At 67.4% G+C, this 20,919-nt stretch carries 21 protein-coding genes; 12 read left to right on the top strand and 9 right to left on the bottom strand.

The window, feature by feature from the left end; translation table 11 throughout:
- Positions 1-20 precede the first annotated feature (20 nt).
- From OU682_RS04810 to OU682_RS04775, 8 genes are all read left to right on the top strand, one after another.
- Positions 21-1,097, top strand: a complete 1,077-nt coding sequence (locus OU682_RS04810; RefSeq protein WP_268940939.1) for a PLP-dependent cysteine synthase family protein — start codon at positions 21-23, stop codon at positions 1,095-1,097.
- A gap of 4 nt (positions 1,098-1,101) precedes the next feature.
- The gene (locus OU682_RS04805) at positions 1,102-2,571 is read left to right on the top strand and encodes a pyridoxal phosphate-dependent decarboxylase family protein (protein ID WP_268940938.1); all 1,470 of its coding nucleotides are present in this window, start codon (positions 1,102-1,104) and stop codon (positions 2,569-2,571) included.
- An 86-nt stretch (positions 2,572-2,657) separates the two neighbouring features.
- Positions 2,658-2,831 carry a hypothetical protein gene (locus OU682_RS04800; protein WP_268940937.1) on the top strand — a complete coding sequence of 58 codons (174 nt, stop codon included), beginning with the start codon at positions 2,658-2,660 and terminating at the stop codon, positions 2,829-2,831.
- Positions 2,832-3,008: 177 nt separating this feature from the next.
- Entirely contained in the window at positions 3,009-3,521 is a 513-nt protein-coding gene (locus tag OU682_RS04795) for a hypothetical protein (RefSeq protein ID WP_268940936.1), read from the top strand.
- A gap of 12 nt (positions 3,522-3,533) precedes the next feature.
- Positions 3,534-5,321, top strand: coding sequence for a 4-alpha-glucanotransferase (malQ, locus tag OU682_RS04790; protein WP_268940935.1), 1,788 nt, complete (start codon positions 3,534-3,536; stop codon positions 5,319-5,321).
- A gap of 100 nt (positions 5,322-5,421) precedes the next feature.
- On the top strand, positions 5,422-5,934 hold the full coding sequence (locus OU682_RS04785) for a ferritin-like domain-containing protein (RefSeq protein WP_268940934.1): 513 nt from the start codon (positions 5,422-5,424) through the stop codon (positions 5,932-5,934).
- 18 nt (positions 5,935-5,952) lie between these two features.
- Positions 5,953-7,029, top strand: a complete 1,077-nt coding sequence (nadE, locus tag OU682_RS04780) for an NAD(+) synthase (RefSeq protein WP_268940933.1) — start codon at positions 5,953-5,955, stop codon at positions 7,027-7,029.
- A complete protein-coding gene (locus OU682_RS04775) occupies positions 7,010-7,933 on the top strand; it encodes an NAD(P)/FAD-dependent oxidoreductase (RefSeq protein ID WP_268940932.1) in 924 nt (307 codons plus the stop codon). Before nadE ends, OU682_RS04775 begins: the two co-directional genes overlap by 20 nt.
- On the opposite strand, the gene OU682_RS04770 is transcribed toward OU682_RS04775, so the two are convergent.
- The 5 genes from OU682_RS04770 to OU682_RS04750 all read right to left on the bottom strand — a co-directional run bounded on the left by OU682_RS04770 (position 7,930) and on the right by OU682_RS04750 (position 12,366).
- Entirely contained in the window at positions 7,930-9,180 is a 1,251-nt protein-coding gene (locus tag OU682_RS04770; protein WP_268940931.1) for a cytochrome P450 family protein, read from the bottom strand. The two genes, OU682_RS04775 and OU682_RS04770, sit on opposite strands and share 4 nt — an antisense overlap.
- Positions 9,177-10,331, bottom strand: a complete 1,155-nt coding sequence (locus OU682_RS04765; protein WP_268940930.1) for an MBL fold metallo-hydrolase — start codon at positions 10,329-10,331, stop codon at positions 9,177-9,179. The genes OU682_RS04770 and OU682_RS04765 overlap by 4 nt, the downstream gene beginning before the upstream one ends.
- Before the next feature lie 49 nt (positions 10,332-10,380).
- Positions 10,381-11,127: a DUF2243 domain-containing protein gene (locus tag OU682_RS04760; protein ID WP_268940929.1), complete on the bottom strand. Its 747-nt coding sequence runs from the start codon at positions 11,125-11,127 to the stop codon at positions 10,381-10,383.
- A gap of 54 nt (positions 11,128-11,181) precedes the next feature.
- Positions 11,182-12,015, bottom strand: a complete 834-nt coding sequence (locus tag OU682_RS04755) for a manganese catalase family protein (protein ID WP_268940928.1) — start codon at positions 12,013-12,015, stop codon at positions 11,182-11,184.
- Positions 12,016-12,201: 186 nt separating this feature from the next.
- A complete protein-coding gene (locus OU682_RS04750; RefSeq protein ID WP_268940927.1) occupies positions 12,202-12,366 on the bottom strand; it encodes a hypothetical protein in 165 nt (54 codons plus the stop codon).
- 251 nt (positions 12,367-12,617) lie between these two features.
- Here OU682_RS04750 and OU682_RS04745 point away from each other — a divergent pair, with 251 nt between their 5' ends.
- Positions 12,618-13,199, top strand: a complete 582-nt coding sequence (locus tag OU682_RS04745) for a sigma-70 family RNA polymerase sigma factor (protein WP_268940926.1) — start codon at positions 12,618-12,620, stop codon at positions 13,197-13,199.
- A gap of 285 nt (positions 13,200-13,484) precedes the next feature.
- Here the strand turns inward: OU682_RS04745 and OU682_RS04740 are convergent, their stop codons facing one another.
- Complete coding sequence (locus tag OU682_RS04740; protein WP_268940925.1) at positions 13,485-14,063, bottom strand: response regulator; 579 nt, start codon at positions 14,061-14,063, stop codon at positions 13,485-13,487.
- 287 nt (positions 14,064-14,350) lie between these two features.
- Between OU682_RS04740 and OU682_RS04735 the strand changes: the two genes are divergently transcribed.
- Positions 14,351-14,590: a DUF2934 domain-containing protein gene (locus tag OU682_RS04735; RefSeq protein ID WP_268940924.1), complete on the top strand. Its 240-nt coding sequence runs from the start codon at positions 14,351-14,353 to the stop codon at positions 14,588-14,590.
- Between the two features lie 82 nt (positions 14,591-14,672).
- Here OU682_RS04735 and OU682_RS04730 read toward each other — a convergent pair whose 3' ends face one another.
- The 3 genes from OU682_RS04730 to OU682_RS04720 form a co-directional block, all read right to left on the bottom strand.
- Complete coding sequence (locus tag OU682_RS04730) at positions 14,673-15,410, bottom strand: DUF4336 domain-containing protein (protein WP_268940923.1); 738 nt, start codon at positions 15,408-15,410, stop codon at positions 14,673-14,675.
- Positions 15,411-16,376, bottom strand: coding sequence for an SDR family oxidoreductase (locus OU682_RS04725; protein WP_268940922.1), 966 nt, complete (start codon positions 16,374-16,376; stop codon positions 15,411-15,413).
- A 279-nt stretch (positions 16,377-16,655) separates the two neighbouring features.
- The gene (locus OU682_RS04720) at positions 16,656-17,849 is read right to left on the bottom strand and encodes a replication initiation protein (RefSeq protein WP_268940921.1); all 1,194 of its coding nucleotides are present in this window, start codon (positions 17,847-17,849) and stop codon (positions 16,656-16,658) included.
- 510 nt (positions 17,850-18,359) lie between these two features.
- Between OU682_RS04720 and OU682_RS04715 the strand changes: the two genes are divergently transcribed.
- Together OU682_RS04715 and OU682_RS04710 are read left to right on the top strand one after the other, a co-directional pair.
- Positions 18,360-19,763, top strand: a complete 1,404-nt coding sequence (locus OU682_RS04715; RefSeq protein ID WP_268940920.1) for an AAA family ATPase — start codon at positions 18,360-18,362, stop codon at positions 19,761-19,763.
- A complete protein-coding gene (locus tag OU682_RS04710; RefSeq protein ID WP_268940919.1) occupies positions 19,756-20,868 on the top strand; it encodes a ParB/RepB/Spo0J family partition protein in 1,113 nt (370 codons plus the stop codon). Before OU682_RS04715 ends, OU682_RS04710 begins: the two co-directional genes overlap by 8 nt.
- Positions 20,869-20,919: the final 51 nt, after the last annotated feature.

The raw sequence follows: 20,919 nt of genomic DNA, 5'->3' as shown, positions 1-20,919 counted from the left end.
CATTTTGGGAGGATCCGTTCATGTCACAGACCATCAGGACGACCCGGGGGCGCGGGCGGCTGTATGACAGCATCCTGGACACCGTGGGCGACACGCCGACCATCCGGGTCAACAACCTTGGCCCCGACGGCGTGCAGATTTACGTCAAGGCCGAGTTCTTCAACCCCGCGGCCTCGGTCAAGGACCGGCTGGCCCTGAACATCATCGAGGCCGCCGAACGATCCGGCGAACTGACGCCCGGCCAGACCGTGGTCGAGGCGACCAGCGGCAATACCGGCATCGGCCTGGCCATGGTCTGCGCCCAGAAGGGCTATCCGCTGGTCGTGACCATGGCCGACAGCTTTTCCGTGGAACGGCGGCGGCTGATGCGGATGCTGGGCGCCAGGGTGGTGCTGACGCCGCGCGCGCAAAAAGGCACCGGCATGTACAACAAGGCGGTGGAACTGGCGCAAAAGCACGGCTGGTTCCTGGCCCGACAGTTCGAGACCGAAGCCAATGCCGACATCCACGAAGCCACCACCGCGCAGGAGATCCTGGGCGATTTCGCGGGCGGGCGGCTGGACTATGTCGTCACCGGCTATGGCACCGGCGGCACGGTCAGCGGCCTGGCCCGCGTCCTGCGCCGCGAGCGGCCCGACACGAAGATCGTCCTGACCGAGCCCGCCAACGCCGCCCTGGTCGGCAGCGGCATCCCGCAGGAGCGCGGCGAAGGCCATGGCCCCGCCGCCAGCCACCCGGCCTTCGAGCCGCATCCGATCCAGGGCTGGACCCCCGACTTCATTCCGTTCGTCCTGCAAGAGGCGCTGGACAAGGGCGGCTATGACGAGTTGATCCCCGTCACGGGGGCCCAGGGCATGGAATGGGCGCGCAAGCTGGCGTCCCGGGAGGGCATCCTGACCGGCGTTTCGGGCGGGTCCACCTTTGCGGTGGCGATGCAGATCGCCGAGCGGTGCGAACCCGGCACGGTGATCCTGGCCATGCTGCCCGACACGGGCGAGCGCTACCTCACCACCCCCCTGTTCCAGGACATCCCCGAGGACATGGACGAGGCCGAACGCGCCCTGTCCGAATCCACCCCCGGATATCGGATGGAATAGCGCCATGGAAACGCTGGACCCCACGGACTGGGGCGAGTTCGCGCGCATCGCCCACAAGGCGGTGGACGAGGCCATCGCCCGCACCGCCGCCCTGCGCGACCGCCCCGTCTGGCGGCCCATGCCGCCTGCGGCGCGCAAGGCGCTGCGCCAGCCCCTGCCGGTGGAACCGACGCCGCTGGATCATGTGGTGGACGAGGCTTGGGACACCATCCTGGCCTATCCCATGGGCAACACGCATCCGCGTTTCTGGATGTGGTACATGGGCGCCTCCAGCCTGACGGGCGCGCTGGCGGATTTCCTGGCCGCCGCAGACGGCTCGAACCTGGGCGGCGGCGATCATGCCGCCGCCGAGTGCGAGCGGCAGGTGATCGACTGGCTGCGCCAGATCGCGGGTTTCCCCGAAGGCAGCAGCGGAACCCTGACCAGCGGCGGGTCCGAGGCGAACCTGATCGGGCTGACGGTCGCCCGCAACCGCGCCATCCCCGGCATCGACCTGCGCGAAGGGGGACTGGCCGCCCTGCCCCGGCCCCTGCGCTTCTATGCCTCGGACCAGGTGCACGGCTGCCACCAGAAGGCCGTCGAGTTGCTGGGCCTGGGCAACCGCGCCCTGCGGCGCATTCCCACCGGCCCCGATTGCCGCATGGATGTGGAGGCGCTGGCGCGCGCCATCGAGGAGGACCGGGCCCAAGGCTGGCAGCCCGCCTGCGTGATCGCCACCGCCGGCACCGTGAACACGGGGGCGATCGACCCGCTGCCCGCCATGGCCGACCTGTGCCGCGACCGGGGGCTGTGGCTTCATGTCGATGGCTGCATCGGCGCGCTGACCCGGCTGTCGCCCCGTCACGCGCACCTGCTGGACGGGATCGACCGCGCCGACAGCCTGGCGCTGGACCCGCACAAAAGCCTGCATGTCCCCTTCGAGGCCGGATGCGTGCTGGTCCGCGACGCGCGCGCCCATCTGGGCAGCTTCGCGCTGCATTCCGAATATCTGGATCCGGCCCTGCGCGGCATCGCGGCGGGCGGCTGGCTGCTGGATCTGGGGCTCCAGACCTCGCGCGGGTTCCGGGCGCTGAAGATCTGGATGATGCTGCGCGAACATGGCACCGCGCGCCTTGGCCGGATCATCGGCCGCAACATCGACCAGGCGCGTCGGCTGGCGGCCTTGGCCCAGGCCCATCCCCGGCTGACCCTGCTGTCGCCGGTCACGCTGGACATCGCCTGCTTCCGCTACGACCCCGGCGGGCTGGACCCTTCTGCCCTGGCCGGGCTGAACGCAGAGATCATGATGCGCCTTCAGGAGGACGGCACCGTGGCCTTTTCCGACACCACGGTGCATGGCGAACACGGGCTGCGGGCGGCGATCTGCAACCACCGCACGACGGACGAGGACATCGGCATGGCCCTGGCCGCGGTGGTCAGGACCGGAGATGCGCTGGCGACGACCCATGCCCCGACCCATGCAAGTCCTGCATGACGGATCTTCCGATTTGCTGCGTTGCGGCATGGCGTTGAAGGGCCCATCTTGAGCCTGTCAACCAAGGACAGAAAGAGAGACCTGCCATGACCGCCCTCCGCAACGCCATGATCCGCATTTTCGCGCTTCTGGACGTGATGGATGCCGCGATTTCCGCCTCGGCCGCCGTGCGCTCGCACCACGCGCCCGCCGCTGGCGACCTGCGCCGCCTGGGCATCGAGCCGACCCGCGCCGCCATGGCGGCGATGTCGCGCGCCTGATCCGCGCAGACCGCAAGACGTTTCCGGCCCGCCGTTGGCGGGCCTTCTGTTTTTCCGGACCCGCGATCCATGACGGGCGCTTGCCCTGAGCGGGTCCCGGAACAAATTCAGCACGGGATCGTTCTCCTCCAGGCGCCCGGCCAGCGCAGGCCCGCGTCGCAGCAAGGGAGAAGACCCGTGGCGCACAATCTGGAACAGACTGCAGGAACCGGACGGCCCTTTGTCATCATCGCGGTCTTTGCCGATCGGGACGGGGCCGCCTATGCGACCCAGTCGATGCAGAACGCCGGTGTGAATGGCGCCGGCATCCATGAGGTCGCCGGCCACGGCCCGGCCCATCCCGCCCTTGACCGCCTTCCCGAGGCTGAACGCCGGGCGGTTTCATCCGCCCTGGCAGAGAACGGCGTGGTGCTTGTGGTCACCACCAATTCGCAGAACGAACACGACCTTGCCTTGCAGGCCTTGGACCGCGACCATGACAGCGGCGCTGTGCCAAGCCCCCAGCCCGATGCCGGCACCGGTGACGACACCGCCCTGCCCGACGGCATCCGCGGCACCACACGGGATGTTCCCTATACCAGACCCAAGGACGAACATGCAGGCTATGGCGATACCTTCCCCGACCATATGCCCCAGGCCGCGTCCGGCAAGGGGCGGCGCGGCCTTTATATCGTCGATGGCGGCGCCTGATCCGAGGGTTTCATGAACGACATCAAGGTGCGGGCGCAGGAACTGGGCCTGCAGGCCGATTACGAGGGCGTGGGCGGCACCCGTCACCAGGTGCCCGCCGAGACGCTGGAAAAGCTGGTCGCGGCCTTCGGGGACGCCCCCGCCATGCGTCCCCAGGTTCTGGAAGCGCCGGAAGGGGTGCGCTGCCACCTGCCCGACCGGCCCAGGGGCTGGGGCGTGGCAGTGCAGCTTTACCAGGTCCGGTCGGCGCGCAACTGGGGCATCGGCGATTTCGCCGATCTGGAAACGCTTGCCACCATTCTGGCTGCGGAAGGGGCCGATTTCATCGGCCTCAACCCTCTGCACGCCATGTTCCTGTCCGATCCGGCGCGATGCAGCCCGTTCTCGCCCTCGAACCGGCGCTTCCTGAACCCGCTCTACATCGCCGTGGACCGGGTTCCGGGCTTTACCCCCGACATGGCCGACCCGAACGAGATCGCGCGCCTGCAGGCCACGGATCTGGTGGACTATCCCGCTGTCGCCGCTGCCAAGCTGCACGCCCTGCGGATGGTCTGGCAGGCCGTCGGCGCGCCGGACGCCGGCGAGGCCTTTCGCAGCCGGGGCGGAGAGGATCTGGACCGCCACGCGCTGTTCGAGGCGGTCTCGGCCCGCATGGTGGTTGAAGGGCATGGCGCGGGCTGGCGCGACTGGCCAACCGCCTGGCAGGAGGCAGGCAGCCCCGAGGTTTCCGCCTTTGCCCGCGACCACGCGCCAGACCTGGCCTTTCACCGTTGGCTGCAGGACCAGGCGGACCAGCAGCTTGCCCGTGCGCAGGATACTTGCCGGGCGGCGGGCATGGCGATCGGGCTTTACCTCGATATCGCGGTCGGAGAGGCGGCGGACGGGTCGGGCAGCTGGGGCCGCCCTGATGTCCTGGGAAGCGTCCGCATCGGCGCGCCGGCCGATTATTTCAACGAAAAGGGGCAGGACTGGGGACTGGCCCCCTTGTCCCCCGCCACCATGGCCGCCACGCAGGCGGCACCCTTCGGCGCCCTGATGGACCGCGTGATGCGCCGCGCGGGCGCCGTCCGGATCGACCATGCCATGGGACTGTGGCAATTGTTCCTGATCCCCGACGGCGCGGATGCCACCGCCGGCACCTATGCCCGCTATCCGCTGGACGACATGCTGCGCGCCCTGGCGCGTGCCTCGAACGAAAACGGCTCGGTGGTCATCGGCGAGGATCTGGGCAATGTTCCCCCCGGCTTTCGCGAGATGATGGAGGCGGCGGGCGTCCTGTCCTATCGCATCCTGTTCTTCGAACGCCACGAAACGGGCTTCATCGCACCGCAGGATTATCCGGCCAACGCCCTGGCCTGCCTTTCGACCCATGACCTGCCCACCTTCCAGGGCTGGTGGCGCGGAGACGACGTGCGGCTGCGCCAGCGCTTTGACCTGGTCAGCGAGGAAACGGGACGCGAGCAGGCGGATGCCCGGCCCGCCGAACGGCAGGCGCTGGTCCAGGCGCTTGCGGACGCCGGCCTGCTGCCAGAGGGGCAGGCTACCGATGGCGACGCTGCGCCGCTGGACGTGGTGGTGGCCGCGCACCGCTATCTGGCGCGCACGCCCTGCCGCCTGATGGCCGTGCGGCTGGAGGATCTGGCCGGCGAGATCCGCCCGGTCAACGTCCCAAGCACTTGGGACGAATACCCGAACTGGCGCCCGAAGCTGGGGCAAGCCCTCGACGATATCGTCCGCAGCGACACCTTCCGGGCCGTCACGGAGGGCATCAGGGCCGAACGCCCGCCCGCTGGGGACTGATCTATGTTTAGCCGTCCTTTCGGAACGATGCACCGGCGGGCGGGTTCAACGATATGTGCCGGCCCGAAGCAGCGCCGGTTTCTTGCAGAGGATGAATCCCATGACCAATGCCGCCGCACATGATCTTTTCGTTGACGGCCTGCGCAATGCGCATGCCATGGAGAACCAGGCCCTGTCGATCATGCAGCCGCAGCTGAACCGCCTGGAGCATTACCCCGAGGTCGCGGCCCTTCTGGATCGCCACATCCGCGAAACCGAGGGCCAGATTGCCCGCATCGACCAGATCCTGGACAGCATCGGGGAATCGCCCTCGGGGCTGAAGGATACCATGCTGTCCTTCAGCGGATCGATGGCGGCGGTCACCCACAGCCTGACCAGCGACGAGATCCTCAAGAACTCGATGGCGAACTTCGCGTTCGAGCATTTCGAGATCGCGGCGTATACAGCGCTGATCACGGCGGCGGAACTGGACGGCCAAACCTCGGCCATCCCGCTGCTGCGGCAGAACCTGGACGAGGAGCTGGCCATGGCCGCCGCCATCGACGCCGGCCTGCCGGACGTGGTTCGGCAATATGTCAGCCTCTCGGCCAGCGGCGAACGCGCCGACATCTGATCCGGGAAAGGGGGTCGCATGTCCTATTCCGAGATCCTGGCCCTCTCGCGTCAGGCGGCAGCCGGGGGCCTCGGCCCCTGGTTCGACGACCGCCTGAAGGCGCAGATCGACGCAGGCCTCTTTCTTGGGGAAGACCAGCTTGGCAAGGTGCGGGACAGGATCATCCGGCAACTTGCGGATTATCGCGACCAGGCCGGGGTGGGCACCGCCGTCCTTGGCATGTCGGGCGGGGTCGATTCCGCCGTGACGGCCGCGTTGTTCAAGCAGGCGGGCTGGCGGGTCGTCGGCTTTACCCTTCCGATCCGCCAGGACCCGGTCGAAACCGAACGCGGCGTCGAGGCCTGCGAGGCCCTGGGCCTCGAGCACTTCCACCTGGACCTGTCCCCCGAATACGAGGCGATGGTTGCGGCCCTTGGCCGCGTCGATGAGGCGCTGCCGCAAGCCGACACCAACCCGGCCAGGACCCGCCGCGGCAACCTGCGGGCCCGCCTGCGGATGATCGCGCTTTACGACCAAGCGCATCGCTTTGGCGGGATCGTCGCCAGCACGGACAACTTTTCCGAACTTTGCGCGGGCTTCTGGACGCTGCACGGCGACGTGGGCGACCTGGCGCCGGTGCAGGGCCTGATCAAGTCATGGGAAATCCCCTGGCTGGCCCGAGAGGTCGGCGTGCCGGAAAAGACCTGGCGGGCCAAGCCCACGGATGGTCTGGGTATCGGCGGAGGGGACGAGGCGCAGATCGGCGCGACCTATCTGGAATGGGACATCACCATCTTCGCCATTGCCGAGGCGCTGCGCGAGAATCCGCAGCTTACGGCCACGTCCCTGGCGGATGCGCTGGAACTGGGCGGCGACGATCACGCGCGCCGGATCCTCGACACGGTGCTGGCGCGGCTGCGGATGACCTGGCACAAGCGGGTCAATCCGATCCGCTTCGACCATCCGCTGGCCCACCGCTTCGCCCTGATCGACCGGACGGACGAAAGCCTGTTCCGGCCCGCCGTGCTGCGCCAGCAGGATGCTACGCTGGCCCCTTCCACCGATCGAGGGGGGGCGCTACTCACACCGGAAGCCAATGGAAGCAACGCACTTTGATTGCGCCGTCCTGGGGGGCGGCCCGGCGGGGATGACCGCGGCCATCTATCTGGCCCGGTTCCGCCGGCGCGTCGTGCTGATCGACGGGGGCGAAAGCCGCGCATCGCTGATCCCCAGGTCCCACAACCATCCGGGCTATCCCGACGGGATCCACGGCAACGACCTGCTGGACCGGATGCGCCGGCAGATGGACAAGTTCGGAGTCTCGGTGCTGCCGGAAAAGGCCACGGATGCCGTTCTGGGTCCGGACGGCAGCTTCCGGATCACGGCGGGCCAGACCCTTGTGGCGGATCATGTCATTCTTGCCACCGGATCGCGCGACCGCCTGCCGCCGCTGGACGACGCGCTGTCCCATATCCGCGAGGGCCTGCTGCGCCAGTGCCCGATCTGCGATGCCTATGAGCTGAGCGGCCAGCCCGTGGCCGTGATCGGCACGCGCGATTGCGCGGCAGGCGAGGCGCTGTTCCTGCGCCATTACACCCCCGATATCGCCATCCTGACCCTGGGCGACAGGCTGGAGGTCTCGACGCCGGTCATGGAAAAGCTGCAAAAGGCCGGGGTTCGGATCATCCCGGACAAAGCCTCGGACTGGGACTTTGGCGATCAGGGCGTCAGCGTCAGGCTGGGGCAGGATGTGGTCCGCTTCCGGGCGGTCTATTCCGGGTTGGGGATCGACCCGCAGAACGACCTGGCCCGCCGCCTCGGGGTGGAGCTTGCCGACGACGGCCGCATCGTCACGAACGCGCATCAGGAAACATCCGTGAAGAAGGTCTTCGCGGCCGGGGATGTCGTGACCGGGCTCAACCAGATCGCCGTCGCCATGGCGCAGGGAGAGGTGGCCGCGACGCATATCCACAACCTGCTACGGATGCAGGAGGACCGCTGCGTGGCAGACAGCCTCTAGCGGCCGGCCCTTTCGCGGATCCCGGACAGCGCCATTCCGCTTCTGGGCAGAGCCGGGATGCGCGACAGCGAGACCGTCGCGTCCTGCCGCGGCACTGCATAGTCCATCGCCTCGACCAGCAGCCGGGTGGCGTGCCGGATCACGGCGACCGTCAGACGCTCTCCCGGGCAGCGATGCCCACGGTGCGGATCGCCCGCGCCCTGCGGAACGAAATCGAACCCGAAGGACCGCCAGGACAGATCCCGCCCCGCATCGAAATCCCGGGGCGACGGGAACAGCCGGGGGTCGTGGCAGGTGCCGAACAGATCGACCATCAGCCAGTCGCCCTTCGACATCTCCAGCCCGCCCTGCCGGAAATCCCGCCGCGCGATGCCGCCGATGGCCGGGAAGAAGGGGTAGAAGCGCCGCACCTCCTCGGCAAAGCGCTGGAAGCTGTCCTCCCGGGCGCTGCGCAGCGCGTCCCGCCAGGCGGGATGCTGGTGCAGGGCAAGGGCCGCAAAGGTGACATAGCGCCCCACCGCCACGGTCGGGCGCAGGATGTTGATCAGCTCCACCGTGGCCTTGTCCGGCGACAGAAGGCTGCCATCGGCGTCGCGAAAGCCTGCGACACGGTGCAGCGGCGTCGCATCGTTGGCCCCTGACGCCCGTGCCTGGTCGATCACCCGGCGGATCCGCTTTTCGACCCGGTGCCGGCGAGCCAGGGCCAGCCACATGCGCGGGCCGATACGGCCGGTGTTCTCGACGGCCGAGGACAGATCGCCCGCCATCTGGCGCGGATTGTCCAGCGGAACGCCGGCCCACCGAAAGATCGCCCGGGTCAGGACAAGGTTCACCTCGTCGAACAGGGTGATGCGGCCCTTGGCGGTCCAGTCCCGCAGCGCGAGGCGCCATTCGGCATCGAAAACCTCCAGGAAGGACCGCTCGGCCTCGTCCGTCATCAGCAGGCCGGCGAACAGCGCCTTGCGGTGGCGGTGCGAGGCGTCGTCCAGCAGTTGCACGCTGCCCTTGTCCTGCAGCAGCCGCAGCACCGAAGGCGGCATGGCGCCGTTGCGGGTGAACAGGTCGGGGTCATAGATCAGCCGCGCGGCATCTTCGCCCCGCGCGCAGATCACGGGGCGCAGCATCAGGCGGGCGCGGAACCGGTCGGACCCCAGCCGGTCGCAGGCATTGCCGATGAAGCGATAGCCCTGCCGCAGGAAGGCCAGCGTATGGTCCGGACCCGGAAGACGGGGCAGCAAGGCGCTCATGCGGTCAGGCGAGCCGCGGCATAGCGGCTGTCATGCGGCAGGCCGAGCGCGGTGAAGTTCCGCGCCAGTTCGTTCAGCGCGGCCTGGAACTCGGGCCCCTCCACGGCAGGGCCGTGGCCGGCGATCATCGCCTGGGGATGCAGGGCCGCCAGACGGCGCACCGATTCCCCCGCCGCTTCCCAGTCGGTGGTGAAATAGGCGGGCGGCCCTTGCAGCTTCGGTATTTGCAGCGCCGCGCTGCACAGCGATTCCTGTTGCGTGGTGCTGATGGCGTCCCCCGCGATCAGCCGTCCCGTCGCCTCGTGCCAGAACGAGACATGGCCCGGCGTATGGCCGGGCGTATGGATCCAGCGCCAGCCCTCCAGGCCGGGGATGGACCCGTCCTGCGGCAACTCGCGAAGCCTGTCGCGGATCTCGATCGGCCTGCGCGGGAACAAGGGGGAAAGCTCCGCCATCAGCCCGCCGCCGACTTCGGGCGCGGGCGGAAGATAGGACCAGCTGCCGTCCAGGAAGGGCTGCTCCAGGGGATGGGCATAGACCGGCGCGTCCCAGTCACGGGCAAGCTGCTCCAGGGCGCCGACATGGTCGAAATGGCCGTGGGTCAGCAGGATGGCGGCGGGGCGCGCATCGCCATAGCGATGGCGTGCCGCCGCGCGGATGAAGGGTGCGGACCCGGCGATCGCCGCATCGACCAGGAACCATTCGCGGTCCCCTGCCCCGGGCTGGCCGATGAAGGCCACGTTCACGATGCCGCAGCGCAGCCGGGCCAGGTCGGGGCCGATGGCCTCGGCGCCGGCCACCGCGGTGGCGGGCAGGGCCACGCCCTGCGGACCCGGCGGGCCGCTCAGCGCGGCGGCGGCCAGCGAGAACTGTCCATAGCCCGTCAGGAAGGCGCGCGGTCCGGGTCTTTCCTCGCGCAGCCCCGCCGCCAGACAGGCAGCGCCTTGCGCTGCGTCCAGCAGCCGGTGCTGGGCCAGGCCGATGCCCCTGCCGGGCCCCTCGCGATACCGGGTGGCCAGCGAATAGGCCGCGACCCCCAGGCCAGCCAGCGCCAGCGGGCGCGACAGGCGGCCCGGCCAGCGCAGCGCAAGCAGCACCAGCCCCGCCGCCGAGGCGGCATCAAGCGCGGCATGAAGGCGGGGCGGGATCATGGCATGTCTCCGATAAGGGCGGGCAGGGTCATGTCGGTCTTCCTCCGTCTCAGGCGCGCGCCCAGCTGAAGCAGCCGGCTGGCATCCCCGCGCCGCTGACCATCAACGCGCCGGCAAGATAGAGTTTCCACGGATTTCCCGACTCCAGCCGCGCCCAGGTCACTTGCGACAGGGGATCGGTCCAGATGACCCGGGCATCGGCAAGACCCGCGCGGGCCAGCGCGGCTTCGGGCTGGATGCCGGGCGCGAAGACGATGGCCGTGACAGGCTGGCCGGCAGGCGGCTGCGCGGCCCAGATCCCCGCGCCCGTGGCGACCAGCCCCAGAACCAGCACAAGTGCCGCGGGTGGCGGGCCGCCCGGTCCCGCGCGGCGAAGGGCCAGCCAGCCCAGCACGATCGGCACCAACCCGAAGGCCAGCAGCCAGGCCAGGTCCCAGGCTAGCGGAACGGCGCTGTCCAGCCTGATCCGGTGGATGCCCAGCAGCCAGTGCGACAACAGCGCGTCGATGACATGCCAGGCGCCAAAGCCCGCCAGCAAGGTCCCAAGCGTCGCGCCCGCCGCAGGCGCCTGCTTGCACCCGCGCCACAACCCCCACAGCGCCAGAACGGCCAGGGCGTACATCAGCGCATGGAAATAACCGTCCCACAGGATCTGCAGCCGCAGGTCGGTCATGCCGGGCACGAGGCTCAGCAGGTGATGCCACTGCAGGATGTGGTGCAGCAGGATCCCGTCGAAGAACCCCCCAAGCGCGAAGCCAAGGACAAAGGTCCAGCGCAGCCACCGCGATCCCGTCATGGTCAGGCCCCCTTGATGAAAAGGCCCGCCGGACCCATCCGGCGGGCCATGCGATCAGCCTGCGATCTGTTCGGCCTGCGCGCCGCTGTTGGGCTTGGCAAGCCCCAGGTCGGGCTTCTGGTCGGACGGGTGCAGCTTGCCCGTGGTGAAGGTGCCCTTGCCGTCGATCGAGGTTCCCTCGGCCCAGCGGCCCGGAACCGGCGCGCTGCCATCGGCCTGGAAGCCCAGATAGGCATAGCTGAAATCGGTCTTTTCCTGCGCCTGCGGGAAGCTGTTCGGGATCGGGAAGGCGCCGGTCATGCCGCCCAGTTCCTCAAGCGCGGCCAGCCACTGGTTCTGGTGCATCGTGTCGCGGGCGATCAGATAGGACAGCATGTCCTTCATGCCGGAATCGTCCGTCATGTTGTACAGCCTCACGGCCAGCGTGCGCCCCGTGGACTCGGCGGCGACATTGGCCGTCATGTCGGCGGCGATGTTGCCGCTGGCATAGATGTGGGACATGTCGAAGGGCACGCCGTCGCTGTCCACCGGCATCGCCGACAGGCCCGAGGACAAGAGGTTCTTGAGGTTCATGCCGCCCATGATGGCGGCCACGGCGCGGTCGCCCGCCGCCATGTCCTCTTTCATCGACAGGGGCGCGCCTTCCAGGTTCATGGCCACGGCGGTCGCCAGCATCTCGATATGGCCCAGTTCCTCGGCCGCGGTATTCATCAGAAGGTCGCGGAACTTGGGATTGCCGCGCGCGCCGCAAGCCTGGAAGAAATACTGCATCGCCACGCGGATCTCGCCCTCGACCCCGCCGATGGCCTGCTGGAGGGCACGCGCGAACAGCGGATCGGGGGTATCGACCCGAACGGGATATTGCAGCTTGTTATCGGTATAAAACATCGAATGGCTCCGGCTGTGGATTGAGGACAAGCTCCCGGCAGGACCGGATGCCCCGCCCGCACGCCTGCATGGGTGCTGTCGCCCAGAAAACAGCCAAACCGCCCGGATGTTCCCCGAAGATCGTGCCGCTAAAACTTTATCAACCGGTCAGGAACAAGGACGGGCCGGTGACGGGATGCGGCGACCTCAGTCGTCGCGGCGCTTGCCGGCCTCTGCCAGGGTCCTCTTCAGTTCCTCGGCAAGCGCCTTCAGGCGGGGCGGGATCGGTTGCGCGCCGACATCGCCCAGAAGCTCTGCCAGCCTAGGGTCCGGCTCACGGTCGGCAAAGGGGCCGTCGTCGTTGTTGTCCATGATTCTTGTCTTCAAGCTGACCCGGCGCGACAAGCGCAAGTGACGATGCAAACCGGCGCCTGACCTCCTTTTTACGACGATCATGGTGCCCTGAAAACTGTGGCTTGCCAAAATGTGATATTTTTTTGCCCCGAATGGGAACAATAATGCGGAAAGACGGTTCAGGACGCCGTCAACCGGCATGGAATGGCTGCGGGGGCGAGAAGTGCATGTCCCGGAACCCGGAGGCAAAGCAACACAGGAGGAGCCGCATGGCTGATCATATGGATTCCCTGGACGTTGCAGCGCCCCGTCCCCGGACGGGACAGGCCCTTCCCCACCATGCCGCCTCTGTCCTGGGAACCAGTTCGGCGCCGGGCATGTCGGACGACATCCTGGACTATCTGCCCGCGCTTCGGGCCTTTGCGCGGGGATTGTGCCGCGGGGCGCAGGATCCCGACGACCTGGTGCAGGAAACCCTGCTGCGCGCCATCGAATATGCCGACAGCTACCGGCCCGGCACGAACCTGCGCGCCTGGCTGTTCACCATCATGCGCAGCCGGTTCTACAACAACTGCAAGCGCGTCAACCGCGAAACCATCGGGCAGATCGACTGTGTCTCGGCCCTGCCCAAATGCCAGCCCACCCAGGAATGGCACCTGCGGCACAAGGAGATGCTGCACGCCCTGGACCGGCTTCCCTCCCATTACCGCGAGGCCCTGATGCTGATCTCGGTCCTGGGGGAAAGCTATATCAACGCGGCGGTGATCCTGGACTGCGACATCGGCACGATCAAGAGCCGCGTCAGCCGTGCCAGGCGCATCCTGCGCGACATGCTGAACCCCGAGTTCTAGCCATGTCTTTTGAAACCACCATCGCTGCGGCACGGGGTGCAGGATCGGTCGGAACCGTCAATCAACCGGCACTCATTTGCCGCCAAAAAGGGTTGGAGCATGCCTTCCGGGGCTTATGAAGCGGAACGCGACATGGATGCAGAGCTTGAGGAGTGGGGACACAGGCTCCAGCGCGAGAGGGTGCCTGAACGGCTGCAGGACCTTGCGGCGCAATTGCGCAAGGTTCTCATGCAGCGGCAGGCGGCCGACCGAAGGGGCCAAGACCACTGACCGCCCGGCGGCACGTCACTGAAGATGTGTCTTGCCGCGTTCCTGGTACTCGATCTCCAGCATGTGAAACAGCCAGCCGTGCAGGTCCTCGATGGGCGGCGCGTCGGCCTGTTCGTGGATCGCGCGCAAAAGCACCGCCTCGACCAGCCGCTCGACCGAGGCCTCGTCCGGCATCATGCCGCGCGCCCGATGCAGCATCTCGATCACCACGGTTTCCAGGGAATCCTCCTGCCGGTGGGCGATCCGCGCGTGTTCGCGATGCAGGCTGTCCAGCAGGGGCGCGGCGCAACTGGGCTTGGTATAGACGCCCCGTCCCGAAAAGCGGGGCGGAATGACGCAACGGTCGTATCCGGTCAGGAAGACAAAGGGAATTCCCACATGGGTCAGGGAATCCGCCAGCTGAAAGGAATTCTCGTCCTGCACGCGGATATCCAGGATGGCGGCCTGCACCAGGCCCACGCGGTGGATCGCCTCGTGGACATCCGCGAAAGGCCCCACGACATGGTCGCCATGGGCACGGATCTCGTTTGCCAGCCTCTGTGCGGCAAAGAAGTCATCCTCGACGACCAGTATCCGCAACGAATTGTTTGTCATCCTTAGACCCGATCAGAAAAGCTGCAGCAACGAGACACCCTCACCTGAATATAAATCGACCGAGTAAAGACGCGTCGGCAATCTCAGGGTTTATCATTAACGCAAGGCCTCTCAACCGCCAGTGAATTTGCCTGCTCATGAAACCATCATTGGCAAAAATCCGCCCGGCGGCCGGTACCGCCATCACAGGGCCGTTACCCGCTGTCGAAGGTTTGCTTGTCAGGCAGGACGGGAACATTTCGAACCAACGGCTGTTGCTGCCGGGTGGTTCCAAGAGGGAGATGGCCATGGCGACAGACCGTGAGGAAAGGATAAGGCAGCGTGCCCATCAGTTGTGGGAGGAGCAGGGCCGCCCCGAAGGCAAGCATGCCGAACATTGGCAGCAGGCCTCTTCCGAGGTCGGAGAGGATGACACCCCCGCGCACCAGCTGCAACAGGACCCGCCGGAAGGGGACCGCGACACGATCGAATCCGAACTGGCCCGTCGCCAGTATGACGAACTGGAAAACGGCAAGCCTCAAGGCTGAACAAGACGGGGGCGCCCTTCGCACCGGCCCAGGGCGGCCGAGGACGCGCGCCCCCGCGCACCACGCCCTGGCACTTGGCGCCTCAGCCCGTCAGCCATTTCAATGAGCGTTCCAGGGACGAGGCCCCGTCCCGGTCGAACCAGCGGCCATGGGCAAAGATCACGCGGTCGGGGCGGGTGCCGACAAGGCGCCGCCCCGCCTCGCGCGCATCTTTCCCGCCAAGCTTGACGACGGCGCGCAGATAGGCCGGGGCGCGGCCCTCCGGCGCCAGCACGCCTGCCGCCGCGGCAAGGGGGCGCAGCAGCGCCGGCAGCTTCTGCCGTTCCAGGTTCTGCACCAGGTCGGCCAGGATCAGCGTCCTGCTGGGGCGGTGATGCAGGGCGACCTCGCAGAAGCCTGCCCCGCCATGAACGGCGATCTGTTCCAGTTCGGGCGGCCAGCTTTCGGGCGGGGGATTGCCGAGATCGTGGTCCAGCCGCAGCCCTGACGCCCTGACCTGGGCGCGCTTGCGCAGGCCGGGGGCGGCCCAGGTGGTGGCCTCGGGCAAGGCTTGCTGCCAATCCTTCAGAAAGGTCCAATGCGCGATGTTGGGCGCGACAAGGTGGCGGATCGGGCTGATCTCCTCGATCTGCCGGCGCAGGTCCGGGGTCAGGCGGGATGGCGAATGGACCATCACCCCGTGACCGGGCAGCCGGATCACCGTTGTCCTGACCGGAATGGGGATCATCCCCATGGCCTTCATGGGCCCGCTGTCCACGACCCAGACATTTTCGGCCACGGGCTTCAGCACGTCCAGCGGCGGATAGGTGACATCGGCCATCTATCGCCTCCCCCGCAGCGCCACCGCCACGACCGCCAGCGCGCCCAGGCCAAGCGCCAGGCCCGCAACCCCCGTCCGCTGCGCGGGCGAACGAAGCCCCCCGTCGATTCCGCCCGCGTGTTCGGGCGGCTGGAACAGGTGGCCGCTGTCGATCGGGGCTTGCGGCGCCCGGCGGAAATAGCTTTCCAGGAACAGCGCCATGGCCCGCGTGGTCAGTTCGGGCGAGATCGCATGCCCCAGCCGTATCAGCGCCGTCGGTGCGCCGATCATCGTGGTCGGTTTGGGCCGCACCGACAGGCGCACGATCGCGTCGGCCACGCGGCGGGCGTCCAGGACCGGCGGCGGGGCCGAAAGCTCTCTCCCGGTATAGTTCGCCCCGTGCGCGATTCCGGGCGTGTCCACGAAGGACGGGTAAACGTCGCAGATGTGGATATCCCGGTGATGGATCAGCTCGCCCCGCAGGGCCTCGGCAAAGCCGCGCAGGCCGAACTTGCTGGCGCTGTAGGCCGCCGCGAAGGGCGTCGCCGCGAAGCCGCCAAGCGAGATCATGTTGATGAAAACGCCGTGGCCCTGCTCCAGGAAGATCGGCAGGACGGCATAGGCGTCGTTCATGTGCCCGATCAGGTTGGTCCTGATCACCTGCTCATGGGCTTCCAGCGGCACCTCGTGAAAGGCACCGACCGCGCCGGTGCCAACATTGCTGACCCAGACATCGATGCCGCTGCCGAACTCGGCGGCCTGCTGGGCGACCTCGGTCATGGCGACGGCATCGGTGACATCCGCGGCGATGGCCAGCGTCTCGGCCCCCAGGTCGCGGCAGCCATCGGCCACCTCCTCGATCGCGTCGGGATCCCGCGCCACAAGGACCAGCCGCGCACCCTCGCGCGCGAAAGCCTCGGCCGTGGCCCGGCCGATCCCGCTCGAGGCGCCGGTGATGACAACCGTGGCCCCGCGCAATTCCCTCATGTGCCTGCCCATCCGCCGATTCCCCCGCAATGATGCCCGCGTCAGAACGGCGAACGCCGTGCAATGTTCCCAAGCGCGACGTTTCGGCCGGCCGCGCAGCCTGATTGCCTTTCTGCGGGAACATCCTTGCGCCGGACCGGTTGGCAGCGGTCGGTCCAGCAGCGAAACCCTCCGTTCCTCCGGTCATCACGCCGCTGGGCCGACACGGAACCGATGTCATTGCCCCTGCGCCGCCTTCATCCCCCGGCGCGCAGATCCGGATCGGAGCGCTTCCCTCGGCTAGTCGTCGATCCCGTCGAACAGGCCCGGCGCCATCTCGCGCCAGAAGCCGGCGATCCGCGTGGCGTTCAAGGGCGACATCCAGCCATGCCGCTCGAAATCGTCGCGCAGCCGCGCCTCGGGAAGCTGGCTCATGAACAGGCGGCGGTCGGCATCGCGCTGCGTCGGCGTGCGCGCCTTCACCGCCTCGAGGATCCGGCGCAGGCGTTCGGCGCGGGGCGAGGGTGCGGGCGCCGGCAGGGCGGGCGCCCCCCCTGCCCTTTCCGTGCGCCCGTCGCCCTCCAGCGCCGCGCTCAGATAGCCGATGCGGCTTCGCACGCCTTCCTTCGCCTCGACATAGGCAAGCTTGGCCAGCACCTGTTCCTCTCCGTGAGAGGTCAGCCATTGCCGGGCCAGGCGGTCGCTCACGCCAAGCGCGCGCAGCCGGGCATAGACGGGTCCGTGGCGCGCGCCCTCGCCATCGTCGATGTCCAGGATCGCAAGCTGCGGGTTTTCCTTGATCCGGAAGCGGATGTCGGTGGCGGCCCGGCCGGTCTTCTTCGTCTCGGGCGTGACGATGATGTTGCTGGTGCGGTTCACCTCCGCCACGGCGGGCTTGATGATCTTGGCGTTCAGGTGCTTGAAGGTCTCGTAGTAGGCCGAACCGTCCACGCCCATCAGCCGCCGGAACAGCTCCAGCGGCCACCAGCCGGTCGATCCGGTCCTGACGAAGCGGTAGCAGTTTTCATAGAGCGCCAGCGCGTGCCCGCTGGTGAAGCGGCGCTGGATGTTGAGGTTGATCAGCGCAAAGACCTTGGGGTCATGCAGCTTTTCGGCCAGCGCGGGGGAATAGGCGTATTCGCAGACCCCGCCCTTCAGCTTGGCATAGGACAGAAGGCTGGACACGCCCCATTCCTGCTGGCCCTTTTCATCCAGCATGTCCCATTCGGCCACCGTCTCGGCCAGGCCGCGCAGCGACTGCTTCAGCGTGTCCATGTCGTTCGAGTTGTAGCCGATCATCAGGCACAGGGTGCGCGCGTCGATCTGGTGGCGCGTGCTGCTGGTCAGCGTGTCATAGGCATTCAGCAGCAGCACGTTCGACAGCTTGCGCTGCAGAAGCGTCAGCTTGCCCGACACATGGATCGCCGCCACGTGCTTCTTGACCGCGCCGCGGCGCAGGGCGCCACTCAGCTGGTCTCTCGGAATATCGTCCATCGGTCCTGCCCTGTTTTCGCGATTATGCCTCAGAGGGTACCCGCCGACAATCGCCACATGGGCACCGCAGCGTTGCGTGTTCCGGAAATGCAACGTCCCGGAAACGGATACCTAAGCCTGTCTGGCGGGTCGAAAGGCACCCGTTTCCGGGACGCAGGGACAGGTTTTCACGGCCCATTGGCGCTGTTCAGGCCTCGATTCGCCCCTAAAACGCCTTTTCCTGCGAATCGGCGCCCCTGCTCCCGGAATCGGGGACCCTTGATCCCGTGGACGGGTGCCCTTGGTCCTGTAAACAGGTCCCGGATGCCACAGAGCCGGCTGATTTGCCTACATAATCTGCACCCGAAAGATCCTTAAAGAATCAAAGAGTCTCTAAATTCATGACGGCTTCTCCGGTTCAAAAGGGGGTTTTCGCCGCGAAACCTCGCTTGCGCGATTCACTTGCGCGGGGTCATGTGCAATAGATTGCGAAAACACCGCGTCCAAGCAGCACATCGCCGAGAGTGTAACATGTCATCAGGCAAAGATCCCCTTCCCCCCTATTTCAACATCGATCCGGCCAGGGCGGCAAAGCGGCTGTCCGATCCTATCGACACCGCCCGATTCGCCAAGGCCGCCGCCTTCGCCGCCCGCGGACGTCAGGACCTTGCCGAGCGCGGCTATGCCCCCGATGGCCAGAAGCGCCTGCGCCGCTTTTCCACATGGGAGATCTGCCGCTACCTGATCCCCGTTGCGCCCGCCCACTTCCGCCGCGTGCTGCGCAAGTTCCCGGACCTGCCGCAGGGCACCGGCGAGGGAAACTCGAAATGGTTCACGCTCGAGGATGTGCTGCGGCTGCGCGACCATTTCGCCGCGGAAGGCGCCGCCGGGCGCGAATACCGCCCGTGGCGTCCGGAGGGCCTGCCCGCCAAGACCATCGCGGTCGCGAACTTCAAGGGCGGCGTCGGCAAGACCTCGACGGCGGCGCATCTGGCCATGTCGGCCGCGCTGGACGGCTACAAGGTGCTGGTGGTCGATCTGGACAGCCAAGGCAGCCTTACCTCGATCATGGGGGGGCGGGTGGCCGACGAATGGTCCACGGCCTTCCCGCTGATCGCCAAGGACTATGCCCTGGCCCTGCAGCAGGAAAACCGCGTCCGCGAGGCGGCGGGTCAAGCCCCCCTGCCCTTCGACGAGACGCTGACCGAGGCGCTGAAGATCACCGCCCGCGATGTCATCCAGACCACCCACTGGACGAACATCGACCTGCTGGGCGCGCAGCTGAACCTGTACTGGGCCGAGTTTCAGGTGCCCGTCTGGCGGATGGGGTTGCGCGGCTGGCCCCTGTGGGACGCGCTTGGCAACGCGCTGGCCAACGATCGCATCGTTAACGATTACGACATCATCATCCTGGATACTCCTCCCGCGCTTGGCTACCTGACGATCAACGCCTTGGCTGCCGCCGATATCCTGCTGGTGCCGCTTGGCGCCTCGTTCCTGGAATTCGACTCGACGGGACGGTTCTTCGACATGCTCTATTCGACCTTCGCAAGTGTCGAGGAAGGCGAGAACGCCGCCCGTCGCCGTGAGGGGCTGCCCGAGATGAAGTTCGAATGGGATGCGGTGCGCGCCCTCATCACCCGCTTCGATGCCGCCCAGCAGACCGACCTTGCCAATGTCATCCAGGCCTATTTCGGCGATTTCATGACCACCTTCCGCCAGGAAGTCACGGCCATGGTGGGCCAGGCCGGCGAGCAGGTGAACGGCATCTACGAGGCGGACTACCGCGAGTTCAACCGCGACACCTATGTCCGCGGCCGCGAGACCTTTGATCGCACCTGGGCCGAGGTCAAGGAACTGATCCTGGGCACCTGGTGGCGCGATCTGCAGATGGAACAGGCTGAGCAGGCTGGCAAGGAGAAGGCCAATGGTTAAGCGCAGGCGTCTGGAAACCCCCAGCAACGACGATCTGACCCGGATCGAGGAACAGTTTCGCCGCGAAACCCTGGGGCGGCCCTCAATCGGTCCCGGCATCGCGCCGATCGCCCAGGTGGCCGCCGAAACCGCTGCGCTGAGCGCCGCGGGCGATGCCGACGCGCGGGCCGCGCGGGCGCGCGACCAGGTCGATGCGGAACGGTTGCGCCAGGCCGAAGAGCAGGGACTTCTGATCGTGGAACTGCCGCTGGACCAGATCGACGAAGGCGCGATGATCCGTGACCGAATGGTCATGAGCGAGGACGAGATGCAGGAACTTCGCCTCTCCATTGCCGCCAACGGACTGCGCCTGCCGATCGAGGTCTTCGCGCTTGGCACGCCGGAGGGACGGAAGGCGGGCTATGGCCTTCTGTCGGGTTATCGCCGGCTTCATGCCGTCCGTGCGCTGCGCGAGTTGACGCGGGACGCGAAATACGACCGGATCCGCGCCCTGATCCGTCCCAAGGCCGAGGCGGACGCCGCCTTTGTCGCCATGGTCGAGGAAAACGAGGTCCGCGAGGAACTGAGCCATTTCGAGCGCGGCCGCATCGCCGTGATCGCCGCCAATCAGGGCGCCTTTGCCAATGTGGAGGATGCCGTAAACCGGCTGTTCGCCACCGGATCGAAGGCCAAGCGGTCCAAGGTCCGGTCCTTCGCCCTGATCTTCGAGGAACTGGGCGACATGCTGCGCTTTCCCGAGGCGCTGACCGAAAAGCGCGGCCTGCGCCTGTCGGCGGCGCTGCGGGAGGGCGCCGAATCCCGGCTGCGCAAGGCGCTGTCCGCCGGGTCGCCGGGCGATGCCGAGGAAGAGTGGTTGCTGCTGGAACCCGTCCTTGCGCAGGTCGAGGGCGCACCCCGCAGCCCTGCCCGCGGCGGCCGTCCCCGCACCAAGGCGCCGGTGCAATATGGCTGGATCGACGACCTGACGATCAGGACCACCAGCGGCATCACCATCCGCCGCGCCCGCGACGGCAATGCCCATGTCCTGCGGCTGGAAGGCGCGCCCATCAACTCGGACCTGATGGACATGCTGATGACCGAGATACAGGCCTTGCTGGAGAAGTAGGTTTCGCGGCGAAACCTAGAGGGGCTGATACGCAACGGCGTCGGGGCAGGG

Origin of the sequence: Paracoccus benzoatiresistens (assembly GCF_026913015.1) — a bacterium.
Lineage (GTDB): Bacteria > Pseudomonadota > Alphaproteobacteria > Rhodobacterales > Rhodobacteraceae > Paracoccus > Paracoccus benzoatiresistens.
This window is presented reverse-complemented; position numbering and strand designations above follow the sequence as displayed.